This is a genomic window from Pedobacter sp. (assembly GCF_046462515.1).
Taxonomy (GTDB): Bacteria; Bacteroidota; Bacteroidia; order Sphingobacteriales; family Sphingobacteriaceae; genus Pedobacter.
In genome coordinates, this window is the sequence record NZ_JBKGVD010000009.1 from 50,981 (window position 1) to 65,180 (window position 14,200).

15 protein-coding genes are annotated in these 14,200 nt (G+C 36.0%); 4 read left to right on the forward strand and 11 right to left on the reverse strand.

The genetic code is table 11. The features are described 5' to 3' along the window. The first annotated feature begins 157 nt into the window (after nt 1–157). Entirely contained in the window at nt 158–658 is a 501-nt protein-coding gene (locus ACLHG9_RS12065) for a Crp/Fnr family transcriptional regulator (RefSeq protein ID WP_410221755.1), read from the forward strand. Nucleotides 659–715: 57 nt separating this feature from the next. Continuing rightward, nucleotides 716–1,276 (forward strand): DinB family protein, encoded by a 561-nt coding sequence (locus ACLHG9_RS12070; RefSeq protein WP_410221756.1) that lies wholly within the window; start codon nt 716–718, stop codon nt 1,274–1,276. Between the two features lie 137 nt (nt 1,277–1,413). On the opposite strand, the gene ACLHG9_RS12075 is transcribed toward ACLHG9_RS12070, so the two are convergent. Together ACLHG9_RS12075 and ACLHG9_RS12080 are read right to left on the reverse strand one after the other, a co-directional pair. Beyond that, entirely contained in the window at nt 1,414–3,783 is a 2,370-nt protein-coding gene (locus ACLHG9_RS12075; protein ID WP_410221757.1) for a prolyl oligopeptidase family serine peptidase, read from the reverse strand. A gap of 93 nt (nt 3,784–3,876) precedes the next feature. Beyond that, entirely contained in the window at nt 3,877–5,046 is a 1,170-nt protein-coding gene (locus ACLHG9_RS12080) for a hypothetical protein (protein ID WP_410221758.1), read from the reverse strand. 101 nt (nt 5,047–5,147) lie between these two features. On the opposite strand from ACLHG9_RS12080, the gene ACLHG9_RS12085 reads away from it, so the two are divergent. Together ACLHG9_RS12085 and ACLHG9_RS12090 are read left to right on the forward strand one after the other, a co-directional pair. Then, nucleotides 5,148–6,548: an aldehyde dehydrogenase family protein gene (locus ACLHG9_RS12085; RefSeq protein WP_410221759.1), complete on the forward strand. Its 1,401-nt coding sequence runs from the start codon at nt 5,148–5,150 to the stop codon at nt 6,546–6,548. Nucleotides 6,549–6,601: 53 nt separating this feature from the next. Next, on the forward strand, nt 6,602–7,012 hold the full coding sequence (locus ACLHG9_RS12090; protein WP_410221760.1) for a DUF6265 family protein: 411 nt from the start codon (nt 6,602–6,604) through the stop codon (nt 7,010–7,012). Between the two features lie 162 nt (nt 7,013–7,174). On the opposite strand, the gene ACLHG9_RS12095 is transcribed toward ACLHG9_RS12090, so the two are convergent. The 9 genes from ACLHG9_RS12095 to ACLHG9_RS12135 all read right to left on the reverse strand — a co-directional run bounded on the left by ACLHG9_RS12095 (nt 7,175) and on the right by ACLHG9_RS12135 (nt 14,152). Further along, a complete protein-coding gene (locus ACLHG9_RS12095; RefSeq protein ID WP_410221761.1) occupies nt 7,175–9,307 on the reverse strand; it encodes a multicopper oxidase family protein in 2,133 nt (710 codons plus the stop codon). A 7-nt stretch (nt 9,308–9,314) separates the two neighbouring features. After that, nucleotides 9,315–9,530 carry a heavy-metal-associated domain-containing protein gene (locus ACLHG9_RS12100; RefSeq protein WP_410221762.1) on the reverse strand — a complete coding sequence of 72 codons (216 nt, stop codon included), beginning with the start codon at nt 9,528–9,530 and terminating at the stop codon, nt 9,315–9,317. Nucleotides 9,531–9,653: 123 nt separating this feature from the next. Further along, nucleotides 9,654–10,478: a 4,5-DOPA dioxygenase extradiol gene (ygiD, locus tag ACLHG9_RS12105; RefSeq protein ID WP_410221763.1), complete on the reverse strand. Its 825-nt coding sequence runs from the start codon at nt 10,476–10,478 to the stop codon at nt 9,654–9,656. Between the two features lie 73 nt (nt 10,479–10,551). After that, nucleotides 10,552–11,124 (reverse strand): YceI family protein, encoded by a 573-nt coding sequence (locus tag ACLHG9_RS12110; protein WP_410221764.1) that lies wholly within the window; start codon nt 11,122–11,124, stop codon nt 10,552–10,554. Nucleotides 11,125–11,226: 102 nt separating this feature from the next. Further along, nucleotides 11,227–11,784, reverse strand: coding sequence for a helix-turn-helix domain-containing protein (locus ACLHG9_RS12115; protein WP_410221765.1), 558 nt, complete (start codon nt 11,782–11,784; stop codon nt 11,227–11,229). Between the two features lies 1 nt (nt 11,785). Beyond that, on the reverse strand, nt 11,786–12,289 hold the full coding sequence (locus tag ACLHG9_RS12120; protein WP_410221766.1) for a DUF3347 domain-containing protein: 504 nt from the start codon (nt 12,287–12,289) through the stop codon (nt 11,786–11,788). Between the two features lie 33 nt (nt 12,290–12,322). Continuing rightward, a complete protein-coding gene (locus tag ACLHG9_RS12125) occupies nt 12,323–13,132 on the reverse strand; it encodes a hypothetical protein (RefSeq protein ID WP_410221767.1) in 810 nt (269 codons plus the stop codon). Nucleotides 13,133–13,138: 6 nt separating this feature from the next. Continuing rightward, complete coding sequence (locus ACLHG9_RS12130) at nt 13,139–13,675, reverse strand: heavy-metal-associated domain-containing protein (protein WP_410221768.1); 537 nt, start codon at nt 13,673–13,675, stop codon at nt 13,139–13,141. A gap of 75 nt (nt 13,676–13,750) precedes the next feature. Beyond that, nucleotides 13,751–14,152, reverse strand: a complete 402-nt coding sequence (locus tag ACLHG9_RS12135; RefSeq protein ID WP_410221769.1) for an HYC_CC_PP family protein — start codon at nt 14,150–14,152, stop codon at nt 13,751–13,753. Between the last annotated feature and the right edge of the window lie 48 nt (nt 14,153–14,200).

Below are 14,200 nucleotides of genomic sequence, written 5' to 3' on the forward strand. Positions count from 1 at the left end.
AAACTCAGATTCTATGTATTGCTCGACTTGGTTGTTATATTTCAATTACGAAAAATCAATATAGGTTTAGATAAAAAGCAGCGCTTAACCCTTGCAAAACTTATGCAAAGATTTTAAATCATATCTTTGAGTAGTATAAGTATCCCAATACATGATAATGAAAGAAATTGTAGCCCTTTCAGACAAGGAAATCACTATCGATAGAAACGAATTCCTAAAAGTAAAAGGCAGCATTGACAGAAATGTATACTACATTGTAAGTGGAAGTTTAAGAGTTTTCGTTTTAGACGATTATGAAGAGCAGACCATCAGATTTGGCTATAAAGATAATTTAATTGTATTATTAGATTCTTTTTTAACGGGTAAACCCTCCCTACTTTATGTACAAGCCATCAAAAAAACAGTATTAAAAGTTATCACTAAAGAACAAATTGAAAAATTTTTAGAAAATAACAGGAATGCGTGGACACAAATTTTAGAAAATTTGGTTATTCAGCAAATGGACCGGGAAATCGATATTCTTACCAATTCTCCAAAGGAACGATATGAAAGAGTTTTAAAAAGAAGCCCGCAGCTTTTTCAAGAAATTCCCCATAAACATATTGCTAATTATTTAAGAATGAGTGCTGAAACCTTATCTCGATTAAAAAAGTCTTGACTTTAATCAAGGATTATGAAAAATGCTTTTTTGACCTTTGTATAAAAAAATTAAGAAATGGATTCCGAAAGTTTAATACAATCGCAAATTGAGCAGACAAGAGAAATCATTAATCAAGTTGAAAAATTAAAAGCCACTAACTTAAAGGCTTTAACCTGGAAGCAACATGCGGCTTCTTGGAGTATTTTAGAATGTTTAGAACATTTGAATTTGTATGGCGATTTCTATTTGCCAGAAATAGAAAACAAAATCAAAATTTCAAAAACACGAAGTGAACCCGAATTTAAAAGTGGATTTTTGGGCAGTTACTTTGCAAAAAGCATGCTGCCAAAAGAAAGTTTAAACAAGATGAAGACTTTTAAAGATAAAAATCCTCTGAATGCTAATCTTGATAAAAAGGTAATTGATCAGTTTATTCAACAACAGGTAAAGTTATTAGATCTACTTACTCAATCCAGAAATGTGAGTTTAAATAAGGTGAAAATTCAAACTTCGATTTCAAGCTTAATAAAACTTAAATTGGGTGATGCTTTTCTGTTTTTCATCAATCACATAATCAGACACCTTAGTCAAGTAGACAGAATACAAATTGCCATGAAAAGCTCAGTACCTACCTGATCCGTTAACAGACACCATAGAAATTAAAAAGGAGCCTAAATTCCTTTTTTTCATTTCATTAAAGATTCCATCTTTAATTTCCTGAAACAAGTTCTGGATAAAGGCAGGAATTTAGGCCACTTTACAGTATTGCTTTCTTATTTTTTCAACGTTGTTTCAAACAATTTGAAAATGCGTTTGTACTCATCTGTCCAACTGCTTGGTTCTACAAAGCCATGGTCTTCTACCGGATACACAGCCAGCTCCCAATTATCTTTTCCCAACTCTATTAATCGTTGCGATAAACGTACAATATCCTGAAAATGTACGTTTACATCAACCATTCCATGCAACATCAATAAATCACCTTTTAACCTATCTGCGAAGTAGATTGGAGAACTCAATTTATAAGCATTGGGGTCATTGTAAGGTTCATTAAGAATATTTGCGGTATAACCATGATTATAATGTGCCCAATCTGTTACCGATCTTAATGCAGCTCCCGCCCTGAATACATCATTTTGATTAAATAAAGCCATTAAAGTAATAAAGCCCCCGTATGATCCGCCGTAAATACCTACATTTTTAGGATTAACACCGTATTTATCAACCAATAATTTAACGCCATCTGCCTGATCGGTAAGGTCTTTTCCACCCATATGTCTGTATATACCTGTACGGTGGTCTCTACCATATCCTGAACTTGCTGTATAATCAATATCAATTACAGTATAACCATTATCTGCAAGCAGGTTATTAAACATATATTCTCTAAAGTACTGGCTCCACCAGTAGTGCACATTTTGAAGATACCCGGCTCCATGTACAAAAACAACCGCCGGTTTATTTGGGTGAGGATTCGCAGCCGGATAAACTCTTGCATAAACATCCGCACCGTAACGGTTTTTAAATACCTCCATAATTGGTTCACGCCATTTATAGCTATCAAATTCTGCTGAGGTTGATTTGGTAATCTGTACCGCTTTAGCGCCGGGCTTATTGGCTTGTATATAAAGCTCCCAAGGCTTATTCATATAAGAATAATTAATAGCCAGCCATTTTTCGTCGGGCGACAGTGTAACCTCATTACCTCCTTTCATAGAAGTAATTTGAATCAGATCTCCTCCATTTACACTCATTTTATAAAAATGCGTTATTCCGGGATGTTCCTTATTGGCCGAAATATAAAATGTACTTTTATCTTTTGACAGCTGCACACGTTGTACCTCCCATTTCCCAGAGGTCAATTGTTTTTTCTCGCCTGTAACAATGTTGTAAACATATAAATGAGAGTAGCCTGTGGCTTCACTCTGAAAATAGAACCGATTGTTATCTATCCATTGCACATCTCGCCCTACGCCGGGGCCTCCGATCCAGGCTTCATCGCGTTGGCGGTCAATTAAACTTACATTACCTGTAGCTGGGTCCAGCTTTAATATCCAGAAATCTTTATTATCCTGAGATCTTGCCGTAATTACCGCAAAAGTTCCTGTTTCGTTCCAGTTTGCAACACCTAAATTAACTTTACGGTCTTCGTTCTTTTTTGTGCGCTCTTCTAATTCTTTAGGGTAATCTTTTACATAATCAGGCAGATCTTTAATACCTGGTATTTGCGAAGTGTTTATTGCATATAGGGTATCTCTAATTACATCATACAAAAACGTTTTATAGGTAGAAAGAGTTTCACCTACTTTAGTGCGCCCGTTAATATCTTCGGTATAACCAGAAGCGGTTACATAATTAGGAACAATTGTATTTTTATTGTTTGCGGACGGTGTAATAAGACGATAACTTACGTAATGCGCATCGGGGCTTGCAACCACACCCGAAAGGAAATTATCTTCTAGATAAACCGGTTTAATGGTACGTTGTTCACCACTGTTAAATGCGCCTCCTCTACCTCCAAATCTTGTCCTGTTTGCTCCTGCCGCATTCCGGCTTTTCAACACGTCAAATAAAGCCATCTGATCATTGCGCAACCATGTATCTTGTTGTGTAGGCATTACTCTTGGCGTTTGCTGATTGGTAGGTTTACCTTTAATAAAATTGGTAAGCTGTTTTAATTCTCCTGTTACCAAATTGTGCAGGTACAAATTATCTCCACGTTGGTAAACCACATCATTATTAAACAGAAAGCGGGCACCACTTTCACGATCCAGTGTGTTGGTTAAGCGGGTTTCTTTATTACTTTTAAAGTTAAAAAGATAAATATCTCCTCCCTTTTCCAATAACCCTAAAGAACGATCTTTGTTGTAAGTATAGTTTAAAGGCGCAGCTTTATCTGCCTCTTTATCCTCGGCTTTATCTACTTTATTGTTTGAGATACTGACTTTATAGGGTTGTATTTTATCTTTATTTTCAGGGTTCCAGTTAAAATAAACCGTTTTACTGTCGGCAGACCAAGTATAGTTTTCAGGAGAAGTTCCCATCCATTTTGGGTCACGCATAATCTTGTTTACAGTTAATGGCGCAAGTTGCGCATGTACTGTTGAGCCAAACAATAAAAAGAGAGATAAATATTTTTTCATTCTGTTTAGGATTATTTTACGCAAGTTATTTAAAAATTGCTTTCTCTCAGCCTAAACACATTTAAGGTTTTACAAATGTTACATTAAAGCGTTTTAACGTTGTATATTTCCTTCCTTATCTGTGGTTACTAAAAAAGGAGGTGAGAAATCTTGTAAAAGAACTGCCAGCTCCTGACGGGTAACCGTTTTATTGAGATCAAAGTCTGTTTTGAAACCGTATGTGATTTTCCATTTCTTTTGCGCCTCTTTTTCTGAGCTTTCTCTTGCTTTATTGCCGATATAGCAAACCAAATCCAATGCATCATTTAAGGTGAGAAAGGGTTTTGTATGGTCGTCAAACCAAATCTGTGCTTTATAGAAATGATCTTTTAATGGTTGCTTTATCTCTTCTGTTGTAATTTCTTTTTCAGGTATAAAGTACAACTGATTATCTTCAGTTTGTCCTTTAATTACCCCCATCACTCCTGTTTTTTGTATTGCGCCCCAATTAGGATTGTTTATCGGAACATCTGCGAACGGGATAAGGTTCAGTTTAAATTTAAGGAGCTCTCCCTGTATTTTCTTTACATCTACTTGCGATAATTTTACGTTAAAAAAAGCACCGTAGGCCGCTATAGCTCCCGCAGCTTGTCCGCTTAACATACTATTATCTGCAAGCCATAAAAAAGTTTCCTGTTGAGGGATTAAAAAGCGATATAGTGAAGCCTGTGTGATATTGCTGTTATTTACCCTTTTACCGGCGGCGATGCTTGTTCTGTAAATATTATTTAAATAATCTACTGTTTGCCAAAGCTGCCTTTCCGGTACATTGAGCTTCAATGCATTATTGAGTTTTATATCGGCTGTGTTGATTAAAATCTTGGCTTTAATGGTTTGACCATTAGACAAGGTAAGACTCCAGCCATTACCAGATTTATTTGCCTTTATCCAGTTTACATTTTTGATTATCGTTAGCTTTTTAAGGCTATCTGTCAGAAGAGTTAATGCAGTATTTGCATCTTGTTTATTAAAAGTCTCTTTAGCAGTTAGTTTATTTATAAAATTAAGCTGTATACCCGAATTAATATCTTTAACAACAGGATCAATATCAAAACCTCCGGCCTGTAAAAGCAAGATAACTTTTACATCAGACTGAACGGCCTGTATTGCGGCAGCTGCAGCGGCATTGTTGTTACCAATAACCAGAACATCTGTTTTTTGAGTCTGGGCAAACACTTTAAAAGTGAAAAACAAAATCAACGTAAAAACGGACAGTTTTTTCATTTTATCTTAATTTTGGTTGCAAGATGCAGCATTTAAATGTATTTTTAATAAAAACTAACCGGGTTTAACTATATTTAACTAGGCCCCCCATCAAATGTCACATGAACTCAAGAGCAAATTTGATTTTTGAGCAGCAAAAAAAGCATCATCCCACGGTCAAAAAAACCAATGCACTTCAACGAATACATAAACTAAAAACGCTCAAAGAAAGTATCAGAAAATACGAAAGCCAGATTTATGATGCTTTAAGTAAGGATTTAGGTAAAAGTTCTTTTGAGGCAGCAGTTACCGAAGTTGTTTTAATTAACGGAGAAATAGATTTTGCCATTAAAAACCTGAAAAGCTGGATGCATCCTAAACGGGTGGGTAAAACCTTGAGCAATCCCTTTGCCAAAAACAGGATTTATTATGAACCTAAAGGCGTATGCCTAATTCTATCACCATGGAATTATCCTTTTCAACTGGTTATGGCTCCCTTAATATCCAGTATCGCTGCCGGAAATTGTACCATTATCAAGCCTTCTGAACTGAGCCCGGCAACCAGCCATATCATCAGTAAAATTATTGGAAGCATTTTTTGTGAAGAAGAGGTTGCCTGTATTGAAGGCGATAAAGATACCGCAACCCAATTATTAGCTTTATCTTTTGATCATATCTTTTTTACGGGCAGCACAGCGGTAGGAAAAATTGTAATGGAAGCCGCCGCTAAAAATTTAAGTTCAGTAACACTTGAGCTAGGGGGTAAATCACCCACGATAATTGATTCTACTGCCGATCTTAAAAAAACAGCACAAAAAATTGCCTGGGGAAAACTGGTTAATTGCGGGCAAACCTGTATTGCTCCTGACTATGTATTGATACATGAGCAAAATGCCGACGAATTTATAGGGCTATATAAAGACTTTGTTCAAGCAATGTTCTTTATAGGGGATGAAAAAATCAACCCTGCTTCTTATGGTAAAATTGTAAATAAACCTCATTTCCATCGTTTAAAAACCCTTGTAGATCAAGCTATAACAGATGGGGCAAGAATAGTTTTGGGAGGAAAATTTGATGAGAAAGCCTTAGTGATCAATCCAGTGGTTTTACGTCAGGTAACTCCTAAATCGGCCGTAATGACCGAAGAGATATTTGGCCCTGTACTGCCTGTGCTTACTTATAAGAACTTAAATGAAGCTATTGATATCATTAACCAGAAGCCGAAACCTTTGGCCTTATATATCTTTAGCCAAAGCAGGAAAAACATTAAAGATATTTTAAGCAGGACTTCTTCTGGTGGTGCCTGTGTAAACGATGTTTTAATCCATATTGCAAATCCTAAGCTTCCTTTTGGTGGAGTAAACCATAGCGGACTTGGCAGCAGCCATGGTTTTTTTGGATTTAAAAGCTTTTCTCATGAAAGAGCTGTAGTTATACAATCTAAAATTGATTTTAGTTCTTTGGTGTACCCGCCTTATGAAGGAAAAAGTCGCATACTGAATTTATTAAAGAGAATTATTTAACCGTGAGAAGTTTAGCCCTGCTTTCTTTGATATTTCTTGGCTCTGTTAACTGCATGGCTCAGAAAATTAATGACTTTAAGTTTTTAATTGGGTCATGGGAATTTGAAAAAGGAAAAGGAAAAATCATTGAAAACTGGAAAATACAGGGAGATAGTTTAATTGGAAATTCGTATCAATATAACCACAAAAACGAAGGTAAATTAACCGAAACCATGGTATTGAAAAAAATTAATGGCATATGGTATCTGTGCGTTACTGGATATGAAGCAGGTAATGAAGGTGAAACCAATTTCAAACTGGTATCGTTTAAGCAAAAGACTTTCACTTTTGAAAACAAGGGGCACGATTTTCCTCAAAATATTTACTATCAGAATCAGGGGAAGAAATCTTTACTCGCTTGGATAGAAGGGTTTATTGATGGAAAAACAATGAAAATAACATTTCCATATAAACGAAAATATTAATTTCTCTCTTGATCCTGCTGGTTTTGTAAAGGAAATGGGATTAGTCCCAAATTTCTACGCTAAGTGCATTAAATAAATTATAAAATTCATCGCTTGCAAACCCGGAAATAAATTCGGGGTAACAGATATTTTCTTTATCAGGTATATTGTTGGTATTACGGATTAGTAATTTAAGGTAATTCCTGCTCCCAAACCCATATCACTATCATAATGCGAAGATATGGCCAGATTCTTGGAGGCAATAAATTTCAATCCACCCATATACTCTTTATCTGTATTCCACATTATACTTGCTCTTAATCTTTTTGAAACAGGAATATCTTCTCTCATAAACTGCAATCTTAATGTTCCATCATGGTAAACTTCTGCTTGAGCCTGTACCAACATTGGCAATAGGTAGGTAAACCCCACACTAAACATTGCTCTGCTGTCTTTAGTGTTTTTCTGTCCAAAGATATTCTTTTCATGTTCATCTGTCCCCATTTTACGGTATCTCCAATCGAACCCTACAAAGGGCATGAACCATTGCATGCGGTCAACATATCTTCCAAAATGTGTTTCAACTTCATAGCCATGCATATTATTATAGCCTAAACGCCATTCGGTTGTCAGGTTCCAACGGGTATTTGCCAGCATGGCCATACCGTCATTACCATTACTGGCAAAATCATTCTGCGCCATAAAATGGAACATCCTATCGTCTGCATACAATTTACGCTGCGCATATTTAGGATCAGGGATTTCCGGATTTTTAGGTGAGTTCTCATAACTGAAAATTCTGCCCATACCGCTCATCATGTGATACAGAATATGGCAATGGAAGAACCAGTCTCCGCTGGTATTAGCCGCAAACTCAATGGTATCTCGTTCCATTGGCATGATATCCAATACGTTTTTTAATGGCGCATTTTTCCCTTGTTTGTTCAACAATCTAAAATCATGCCCGTGTAAATGCATAGGGTGTCGCATCATACTATTATTATATAAAATGATGCGTACATTTTCTCCTTTTTTAATCAGGATACGATCTGTTTCTGAAACAGTTTTATTATCCATCGTCCACACATAACGGCTCATGTTACCCGTAAGTTCAAAACTAAGTTCTTTTACAGGTCCTTTTGGCAAGGTTGTTTCTTCGGGAGATTTCAGCATATCATAATTCAGGGTTACAGGTATCTCTTTTTCGGCTTCAGGGTACATAACCATGTTCATATCCATAACCTGATTCTGCATTTTCATCCCTTTCATCTCTATAATGTTCCCCTTCATATCCATCATATCATTCATCATCTTCATGCCTTCAAAATATTTCAGTTTAGGCATTTTTGTTGCTTCAACCTTTTCTCCCGAACCTAACCATAAAGAAGCATGTTTTGTCCTGTCTTCAGGTGTTATCAGAAATTCATAGCTTTTATTTTCAGGTAAGGTAACTTCTACATCATACGTTTCAGAAACTGCAATTAAAAGCCTATCCACTTCAACAGGAACCACATCATTCCCATCATTTGCAACCACTTTGATTTTGCCTCCGGCATAACTCAACCAGAAATAAGAAGAAGCGCCAGCATTTGCAATTCTCAATCTTATTTTTTCTCCAGCTTTCAGATTCTTATATTCAAAGCTCTGTTTTCCATTAACCAAAAACCTATCATAATACACATCACTTACATCCATAGCGGTCATTCTCTTCCACTCATTTGTAATCTTAGTATCCAAATGGCCTGCTTTCATGGCTTCTGCATAACTTTGCGTTGCCCCCTTTTTAATGGCAAACCAATCTGAGGCATTATGCAAACTCCTATCAATTTGTTCAGGTTTCATATCTGCCCATTCACTTAATATAACCGGTAGCGTTTTGATTGAAGGTTCTTGTTTTTTATTGAGAATCATAGCCCCATACATGCCAATCTGCTCTTGAAAACCACTATGACTATGGTACCAGTATGTTCCATTCTGAATGATAGGGAAACGATACAGATAAGTTGTATTAGGTTTAATTGGCATTTGTGTTAAATACGGAACGCCATCATATTGGTTGGGTAAAAACAGTCCATGCCAGTGCAAAGCTGTTTCTTCTTTAAGTTTGTTATGTACGTAAATTTCTGCGGTATCGCCTTCGGTAAAGGTTAATGTTGGCATAGGTATGCTTCCATTTACAGCTATTGCCCTTTTTACCTTACCTGTATAATTTACAAGAGTATCGGTTACATATAAATCATATCTAACTACTTTTTGTGCCTTCGCCGTATTACCTAACTGCAACAGCAACGCAATACCCAACAGAAAATAACGCATATCCCGATTAAATTTGTTCGCTAATCTGGTAGTTCGAATTTGTACCTCCAAGCGCTTCCTGTAGTTTATCAGTTGCCACATGTTTATCCATCGTAATTACCGCGGTTTTTGTGTCTTTTGAAGGGATAACTTCTGTAATTTCTGGGATAGACATTAATTTGGTTTTCACGGCATTTTCACAGCCTGAACAGGTCATGCCTGTTACGTTATAAGTATGTTTCATAATCAATAATTTTGATATACAAAGTTACTGCAACACACAGGGTAGGCTGTTATACATTAAGCATAAAAGTTTATAAAATTTTATGCTGACGCATAAAACTTAAAAAATAATTTTAAGGAAAGACTAAGCGATTAGAACAGACGTCATGGTTAAAGAACCTCCTACTTCTTTATCGTTAAAAAGCAATGTGTTTTCTTTTTCTCCTTGTAGCGCAAGGCTATAGATCAATGGTAAATAGTGCTCGGGAGTTGGTACTGCCAAACGAGCCTCGCTACCCATATTCTGATAGTTGATCAAAGTCTGATGATCACGGTCTATGATGGCTTTTTTAAAGCGATAACTCGCTTCTATTGCCCAGTCGTATCCGCCGCCATTAATCATCTCCCAGCTCATCATCCTTAAATTGTGAACAATATTTCCACTGCCTAATATCAATACGCCTTTTTTACGCAATGCCGAAAGTTCTTTGGCTAAACTATAATGATATGCCGGACCTTGTGTAAAATCTATACTCAATTGTAGCACCGGAATATTTGCCTCTGGATACATATGACGAACCACTGTCCAGGCACCATGATCTAATCCCCAATCATGATCCAGTTCTACATGAGCAGAAGTTAATAATTCTGCTGTTTCTCGAGCTAAAAGAGGATTTCCGGGAGCAGGATATTGCACATCAAACAAAGCCTGAGGAAAGCCACCAAAATCGTGTATAGTTGGAGGAAAATCCATGGCTGTTATCTTAGTACCTCTGGTAAACCAATGCGCAGAAATTACCAATACTGCCGCGGGCTTTTCTATTCCCTGCGCTACATTTGTCCAATTGGTACTGAATTCATTATTTTCAATACCGTTCATAGGCGAACCATGCCCCATAAACACAACAGGCATTTGATCTGTTTTTGCCAGGTTTTGCGTAAAGTTTTTAAATTGGTTTAAGGTTTCCATATCTCCTGCCTTTAAAAAAAATGAGCTTGTTAAGTAAAACCCAACAAGCTCATTTCTGATTATTTTTATGCTATTATTTAGATTTTACGAACTGTAGGTTTAAAGTAATGTCTACATCTTTTGCTACCCCTGCACCTGTAGGATCATATTTTATATTATAATCTAAACGGTTAATCGTAGTTGTTGCGGCAAATCCCGCTTTTACATTACCTCTTTGGTCTTTCACTTCTCCACCATAAGTAACTTTAAACGTGACATCTTTAGTTACATCTCTAATGGTTAATTTACCATTAAGTTCATACTCATTGCCTTTAAGCTTTTTCATTGATGTACTTTCAAAAGTCATTTTAGGATATTTCTCTGCATTGAAGAAATCATCAGTTTTTAAGTGGTTATCTCTCATCTCAACACTGGTGCTTACACTGGCTACCTCTACTGTAAAAGAAACTTTTGCATCAGTGAAGTCAGCTTTATCAGAGGTAAACTCTCCGTTAAACTTTTTAAAAGATCCGTTTACCAGAGATATTCCCGAATGTTTTACCGAAAAATTCACGAATGAATGCATCGGATCCGTAGTCCATTTAGTTTGTGCAAATGCAGCAACGCTAAATGTAGCCGCAATTAAGAATAGAAATAATTTTTTCATAAAATGATACTTTTAGGGTTTTTAATTTTTCCGCTTTATTTGTTCTTAATCATGCAAAAATACAATCCTGGTTTTATCAGATCGTTGATGTATGATAAGAAATCAGATCTTATCTATGGTATTACGTTCGCTACTGCTCTTAAACTGAGAAGGTGTTAAACCCGTTTCTTTTTTGAACTGAGCCGAAAGATGTGCCACACTACTATAATTAAGTTGAAAAGCAATTTCACTTAAAGTTAACTCATTATAAGCTAAAAGTTCTTTTACCCGTTCAGTTTTTTGTCTGATATAGTAATGTTCAATGGTAATCTTAGCCGTATTAGAAAATAGGGAACTCAGCTGTGAGTAATCCATCCCTAATTTATCGCTTAAATAGCTAGATAAATTAACCTTAAGCGGCTCTGCTGTATAATGAACCAAATCTATAATCAGCGTTTTGATTTTTTCTGTGATCACTTTGGCCCTGTCTTCTAAAAGTTCAAAACCTACTCTGGCTAAAGCTGCTTTTACTTTATCTAACTGCGCATCACTTAGGGTTTTATCTAACAAGGTCACTTCTCCCAGTTCAATACCAACAGGGTTAAGGCCGATACTTTTCAGCTCGGCCTTAACCACCATTTTACAGCGGTCGCATACCATATTTTTGATATGCAGCTTCATCTTATTTTTTAGCTATGGTTTCTGTTACTTCTCCACAGGCAAACATTTTGCTTCCATAAAATGGATTTTGAACTGGTTTTACCTCATTTAGCCAACTTTTCTTAACCATAGGGCAGTACTGCACATAAACTTCTTCATTATTCAAGTTAAGATTTTTAACCAGCTTGATCATTGAAGTAGCCACGCCGTCGAAGTTTTTTCTTTGTGCTTTTAAATCTGTTTCTGCTGGCATAGGTTGTAGAGATTTTTTCAATTCTCCATTTACTTTATTCCACTCTGCTTGTTGCGTTGCACTTAATGTTTTTACCGGAAATTCTTCAATTACTGTTAGCAGCTTTTGAGCTCCCGCGCCCGCTTCTGTCGCGTTATCTTTAGTTAAAGCATTTTTGGTTTCAAAATATGCTTTAAGAGCGTTGTTAAACTCTCTTTTGGCAACTACACTTTGTGCGTTTACATTTAAGCCTATTATCATCAACATGGCTACTAAATAAAATATCTTTTTCATATCGTTCTTTTTGTTTTATGTTTTGTTATTTTTTTATTTTAATGCGTTAAAGAAGTTTAATTCCAAACGGGCCAGATACATGTTCTTTAGGTATCTGTTCTGCATATCGCCCGCAACCTGAAACCTGTACCCTAAATCAATCCGGGTGCGGCTGTTAAAAATAAACTGAACTGCCGGAGCAAAATCAAGATAAGATTTTCCATTTTCGGGATTGGTTTTTCCTAAAACCTCAAAATAAAGGTTAAAGTTTGGTTGCTTGTAGTTTTTGTACACAAAAGGCAGGAGCAAATAACCTGAAGATACACTGTAGTTTATCATTTTATCAGGAGTGGGCATTCCTGCCACCTGCTTGCTTTTTACATCAAAAGCCTGGTTATAGCCAACAGTACCTGAGATGGCTAATTTATGTAACAATTGCGTAAATATAACTCCTGCCTGCCAACCAGAATTATCTCCCTCTAAATTGATGTCTTCTGTTACTAGCGGTAAATTGCTTGTACTTACTCTTCCAAATACAGCGCCTCTAAAATGGCTATGCGCTTCATCTAAAGACAAGAAGCGATATTTTGCATACACACTTCCGCCCTCAATAGCATACCTGCCTTTTGCATCAGAAACAAATCCTTGTAAATGAAACATCAAATTCTTGTTTAATCCAAACATCACTTCGGGCATTAATCTATTGGTAAATTTAGGATTTATTGCTCCTTCGGTAGTTAAACGTACACCAATAGATTTTGTGGGCATGTTGCTTGCAGGTTCAGAATAGATATACAGTTCTTGTGCAATTGCCGATAGGCCTGTTAATAAACCCATCAGCAATATCAATATTCCTCTTTTCATCCGTTATTAAATACTTAAATGGTAAACTCTGGTTTTTTTGCCATTTATTACGCCTGTTCCTGTTGTGTAAGTATTTAATTTTAATTCTTTTGATTTTTGTTTGAAGGTGTTGTTAGAAACAAAATTTTTATCAATTACCGTAACTCTTGTAGGACCGCTAAGGGTTTTTTCTTTGGCATTTACAAAATGATAAACCTTGCCTTTTATCACAGTTTGTCCGTTTGAATCAACCTTTGCATTATCAAAGTCAATTGTTGCGTCCAGTTTTCCAACAGAAAAACCGGCATCGATAACTTTTTTGCTCAGATCATCAAAATTTACTTCTGCGTCTTTTTTGAATGTAATTACAAAAACATTTTTGTTCAGGTCTGGCTGAACATCGCTTACATATGATAATGATCTGATAGATTTTTCTGTAGCCTGCGAACACATTGAACAGGTTAAACCTGTAGCCTGTAATTCAACTTTAGAAACTTGTTGAGCAGATACTTTATTTATAGCAAAAAGCACCAAAAAGCTTAAGATAACTTTTAATGATTTCATGATTTTTAATTTAAGATTTATAAAATTTTATCCGATAAAATTTCTTCCGCAAACCTTTTGTTCGCGGTATAAATCCTAAATTCTAAAAACACGGTTAAGCACATATAACCCAAGTTTTGGAGGTTCGGGAGGTGCTTTATTAAAGAAATGTATTAAAGCTGGCTGATCAAATATTACATCATTTGCGATTATCGGAAAAGGTAAAGCCACATCTACTGAAAAAACTTCTGGCAATTTAACCGCAACAGTCATTTGATGACTGTCTTTTATTTTTAAATCTACCTGAGTATTTTTACAACATTTGTTATCTGCTTTATTTACCGGTTCATTCTTGCAAATTCCACAAGCCGTTTCATTGGTAAAAAGATCAACCGATGCTAATTTGCCTCCGCAAAAATGCATACTCAAAGCCAGGCCCAATACACTTACAATGTAGAAGACACAAAGACTAAAAGCTATTTTTCGGTTAAACCTCATAAAGTACAAATGTAAAATATTTTTTTTTAACCCTTAAAATGCACCGTA

What these genes read in the sequence shown, in the direction of transcription:
- ACLHG9_RS12065 (WP_410221755.1), top strand. Translation starts at nt 158, where the DNA reads ATGAAAGAAATTGTAGCCCTTTCAGACAAGGAAATCACTATCGATAGA.
- ACLHG9_RS12070 (WP_410221756.1), top strand. Translation starts at nt 716, where the DNA reads ATGGATTCCGAAAGTTTAATACAATCGCAAATTGAGCAGACAAGAGAA.
- ACLHG9_RS12075 (WP_410221757.1), bottom strand. Translation starts at nt 3,783, where the DNA reads ATGAAAAAATATTTATCTCTCTTTTTATTGTTTGGCTCAACAGTACAT.
- ACLHG9_RS12080 (WP_410221758.1), bottom strand. Translation starts at nt 5,046, where the DNA reads ATGAAAAAACTGTCCGTTTTTACGTTGATTTTGTTTTTCACTTTTAAA.
- ACLHG9_RS12085 (WP_410221759.1), top strand. Translation starts at nt 5,148, where the DNA reads ATGAACTCAAGAGCAAATTTGATTTTTGAGCAGCAAAAAAAGCATCAT.
- ACLHG9_RS12090 (WP_410221760.1), top strand. Translation starts at nt 6,602, where the DNA reads ATGGCTCAGAAAATTAATGACTTTAAGTTTTTAATTGGGTCATGGGAA.
- ACLHG9_RS12095 (WP_410221761.1), bottom strand. Translation starts at nt 9,307, where the DNA reads ATGCGTTATTTTCTGTTGGGTATTGCGTTGCTGTTGCAGTTAGGTAAT.
- ACLHG9_RS12100 (WP_410221762.1), bottom strand. Translation starts at nt 9,530, where the DNA reads ATGAAACATACTTATAACGTAACAGGCATGACCTGTTCAGGCTGTGAA.
- ygiD (WP_410221763.1), bottom strand. Translation starts at nt 10,478, where the DNA reads ATGGAAACCTTAAACCAATTTAAAAACTTTACGCAAAACCTGGCAAAA.
- ACLHG9_RS12110 (WP_410221764.1), bottom strand. Translation starts at nt 11,124, where the DNA reads ATGAAAAAATTATTTCTATTCTTAATTGCGGCTACATTTAGCGTTGCT.
- ACLHG9_RS12115 (WP_410221765.1), bottom strand. Translation starts at nt 11,784, where the DNA reads ATGAAGCTGCATATCAAAAATATGGTATGCGACCGCTGTAAAATGGTG.
- ACLHG9_RS12120 (WP_410221766.1), bottom strand. Translation starts at nt 12,289, where the DNA reads ATGAAAAAGATATTTTATTTAGTAGCCATGTTGATGATAATAGGCTTA.
- ACLHG9_RS12125 (WP_410221767.1), bottom strand. Translation starts at nt 13,132, where the DNA reads ATGAAAAGAGGAATATTGATATTGCTGATGGGTTTATTAACAGGCCTA.
- ACLHG9_RS12130 (WP_410221768.1), bottom strand. Translation starts at nt 13,675, where the DNA reads ATGAAATCATTAAAAGTTATCTTAAGCTTTTTGGTGCTTTTTGCTATA.
- ACLHG9_RS12135 (WP_410221769.1), bottom strand. Translation starts at nt 14,152, where the DNA reads ATGAGGTTTAACCGAAAAATAGCTTTTAGTCTTTGTGTCTTCTACATT.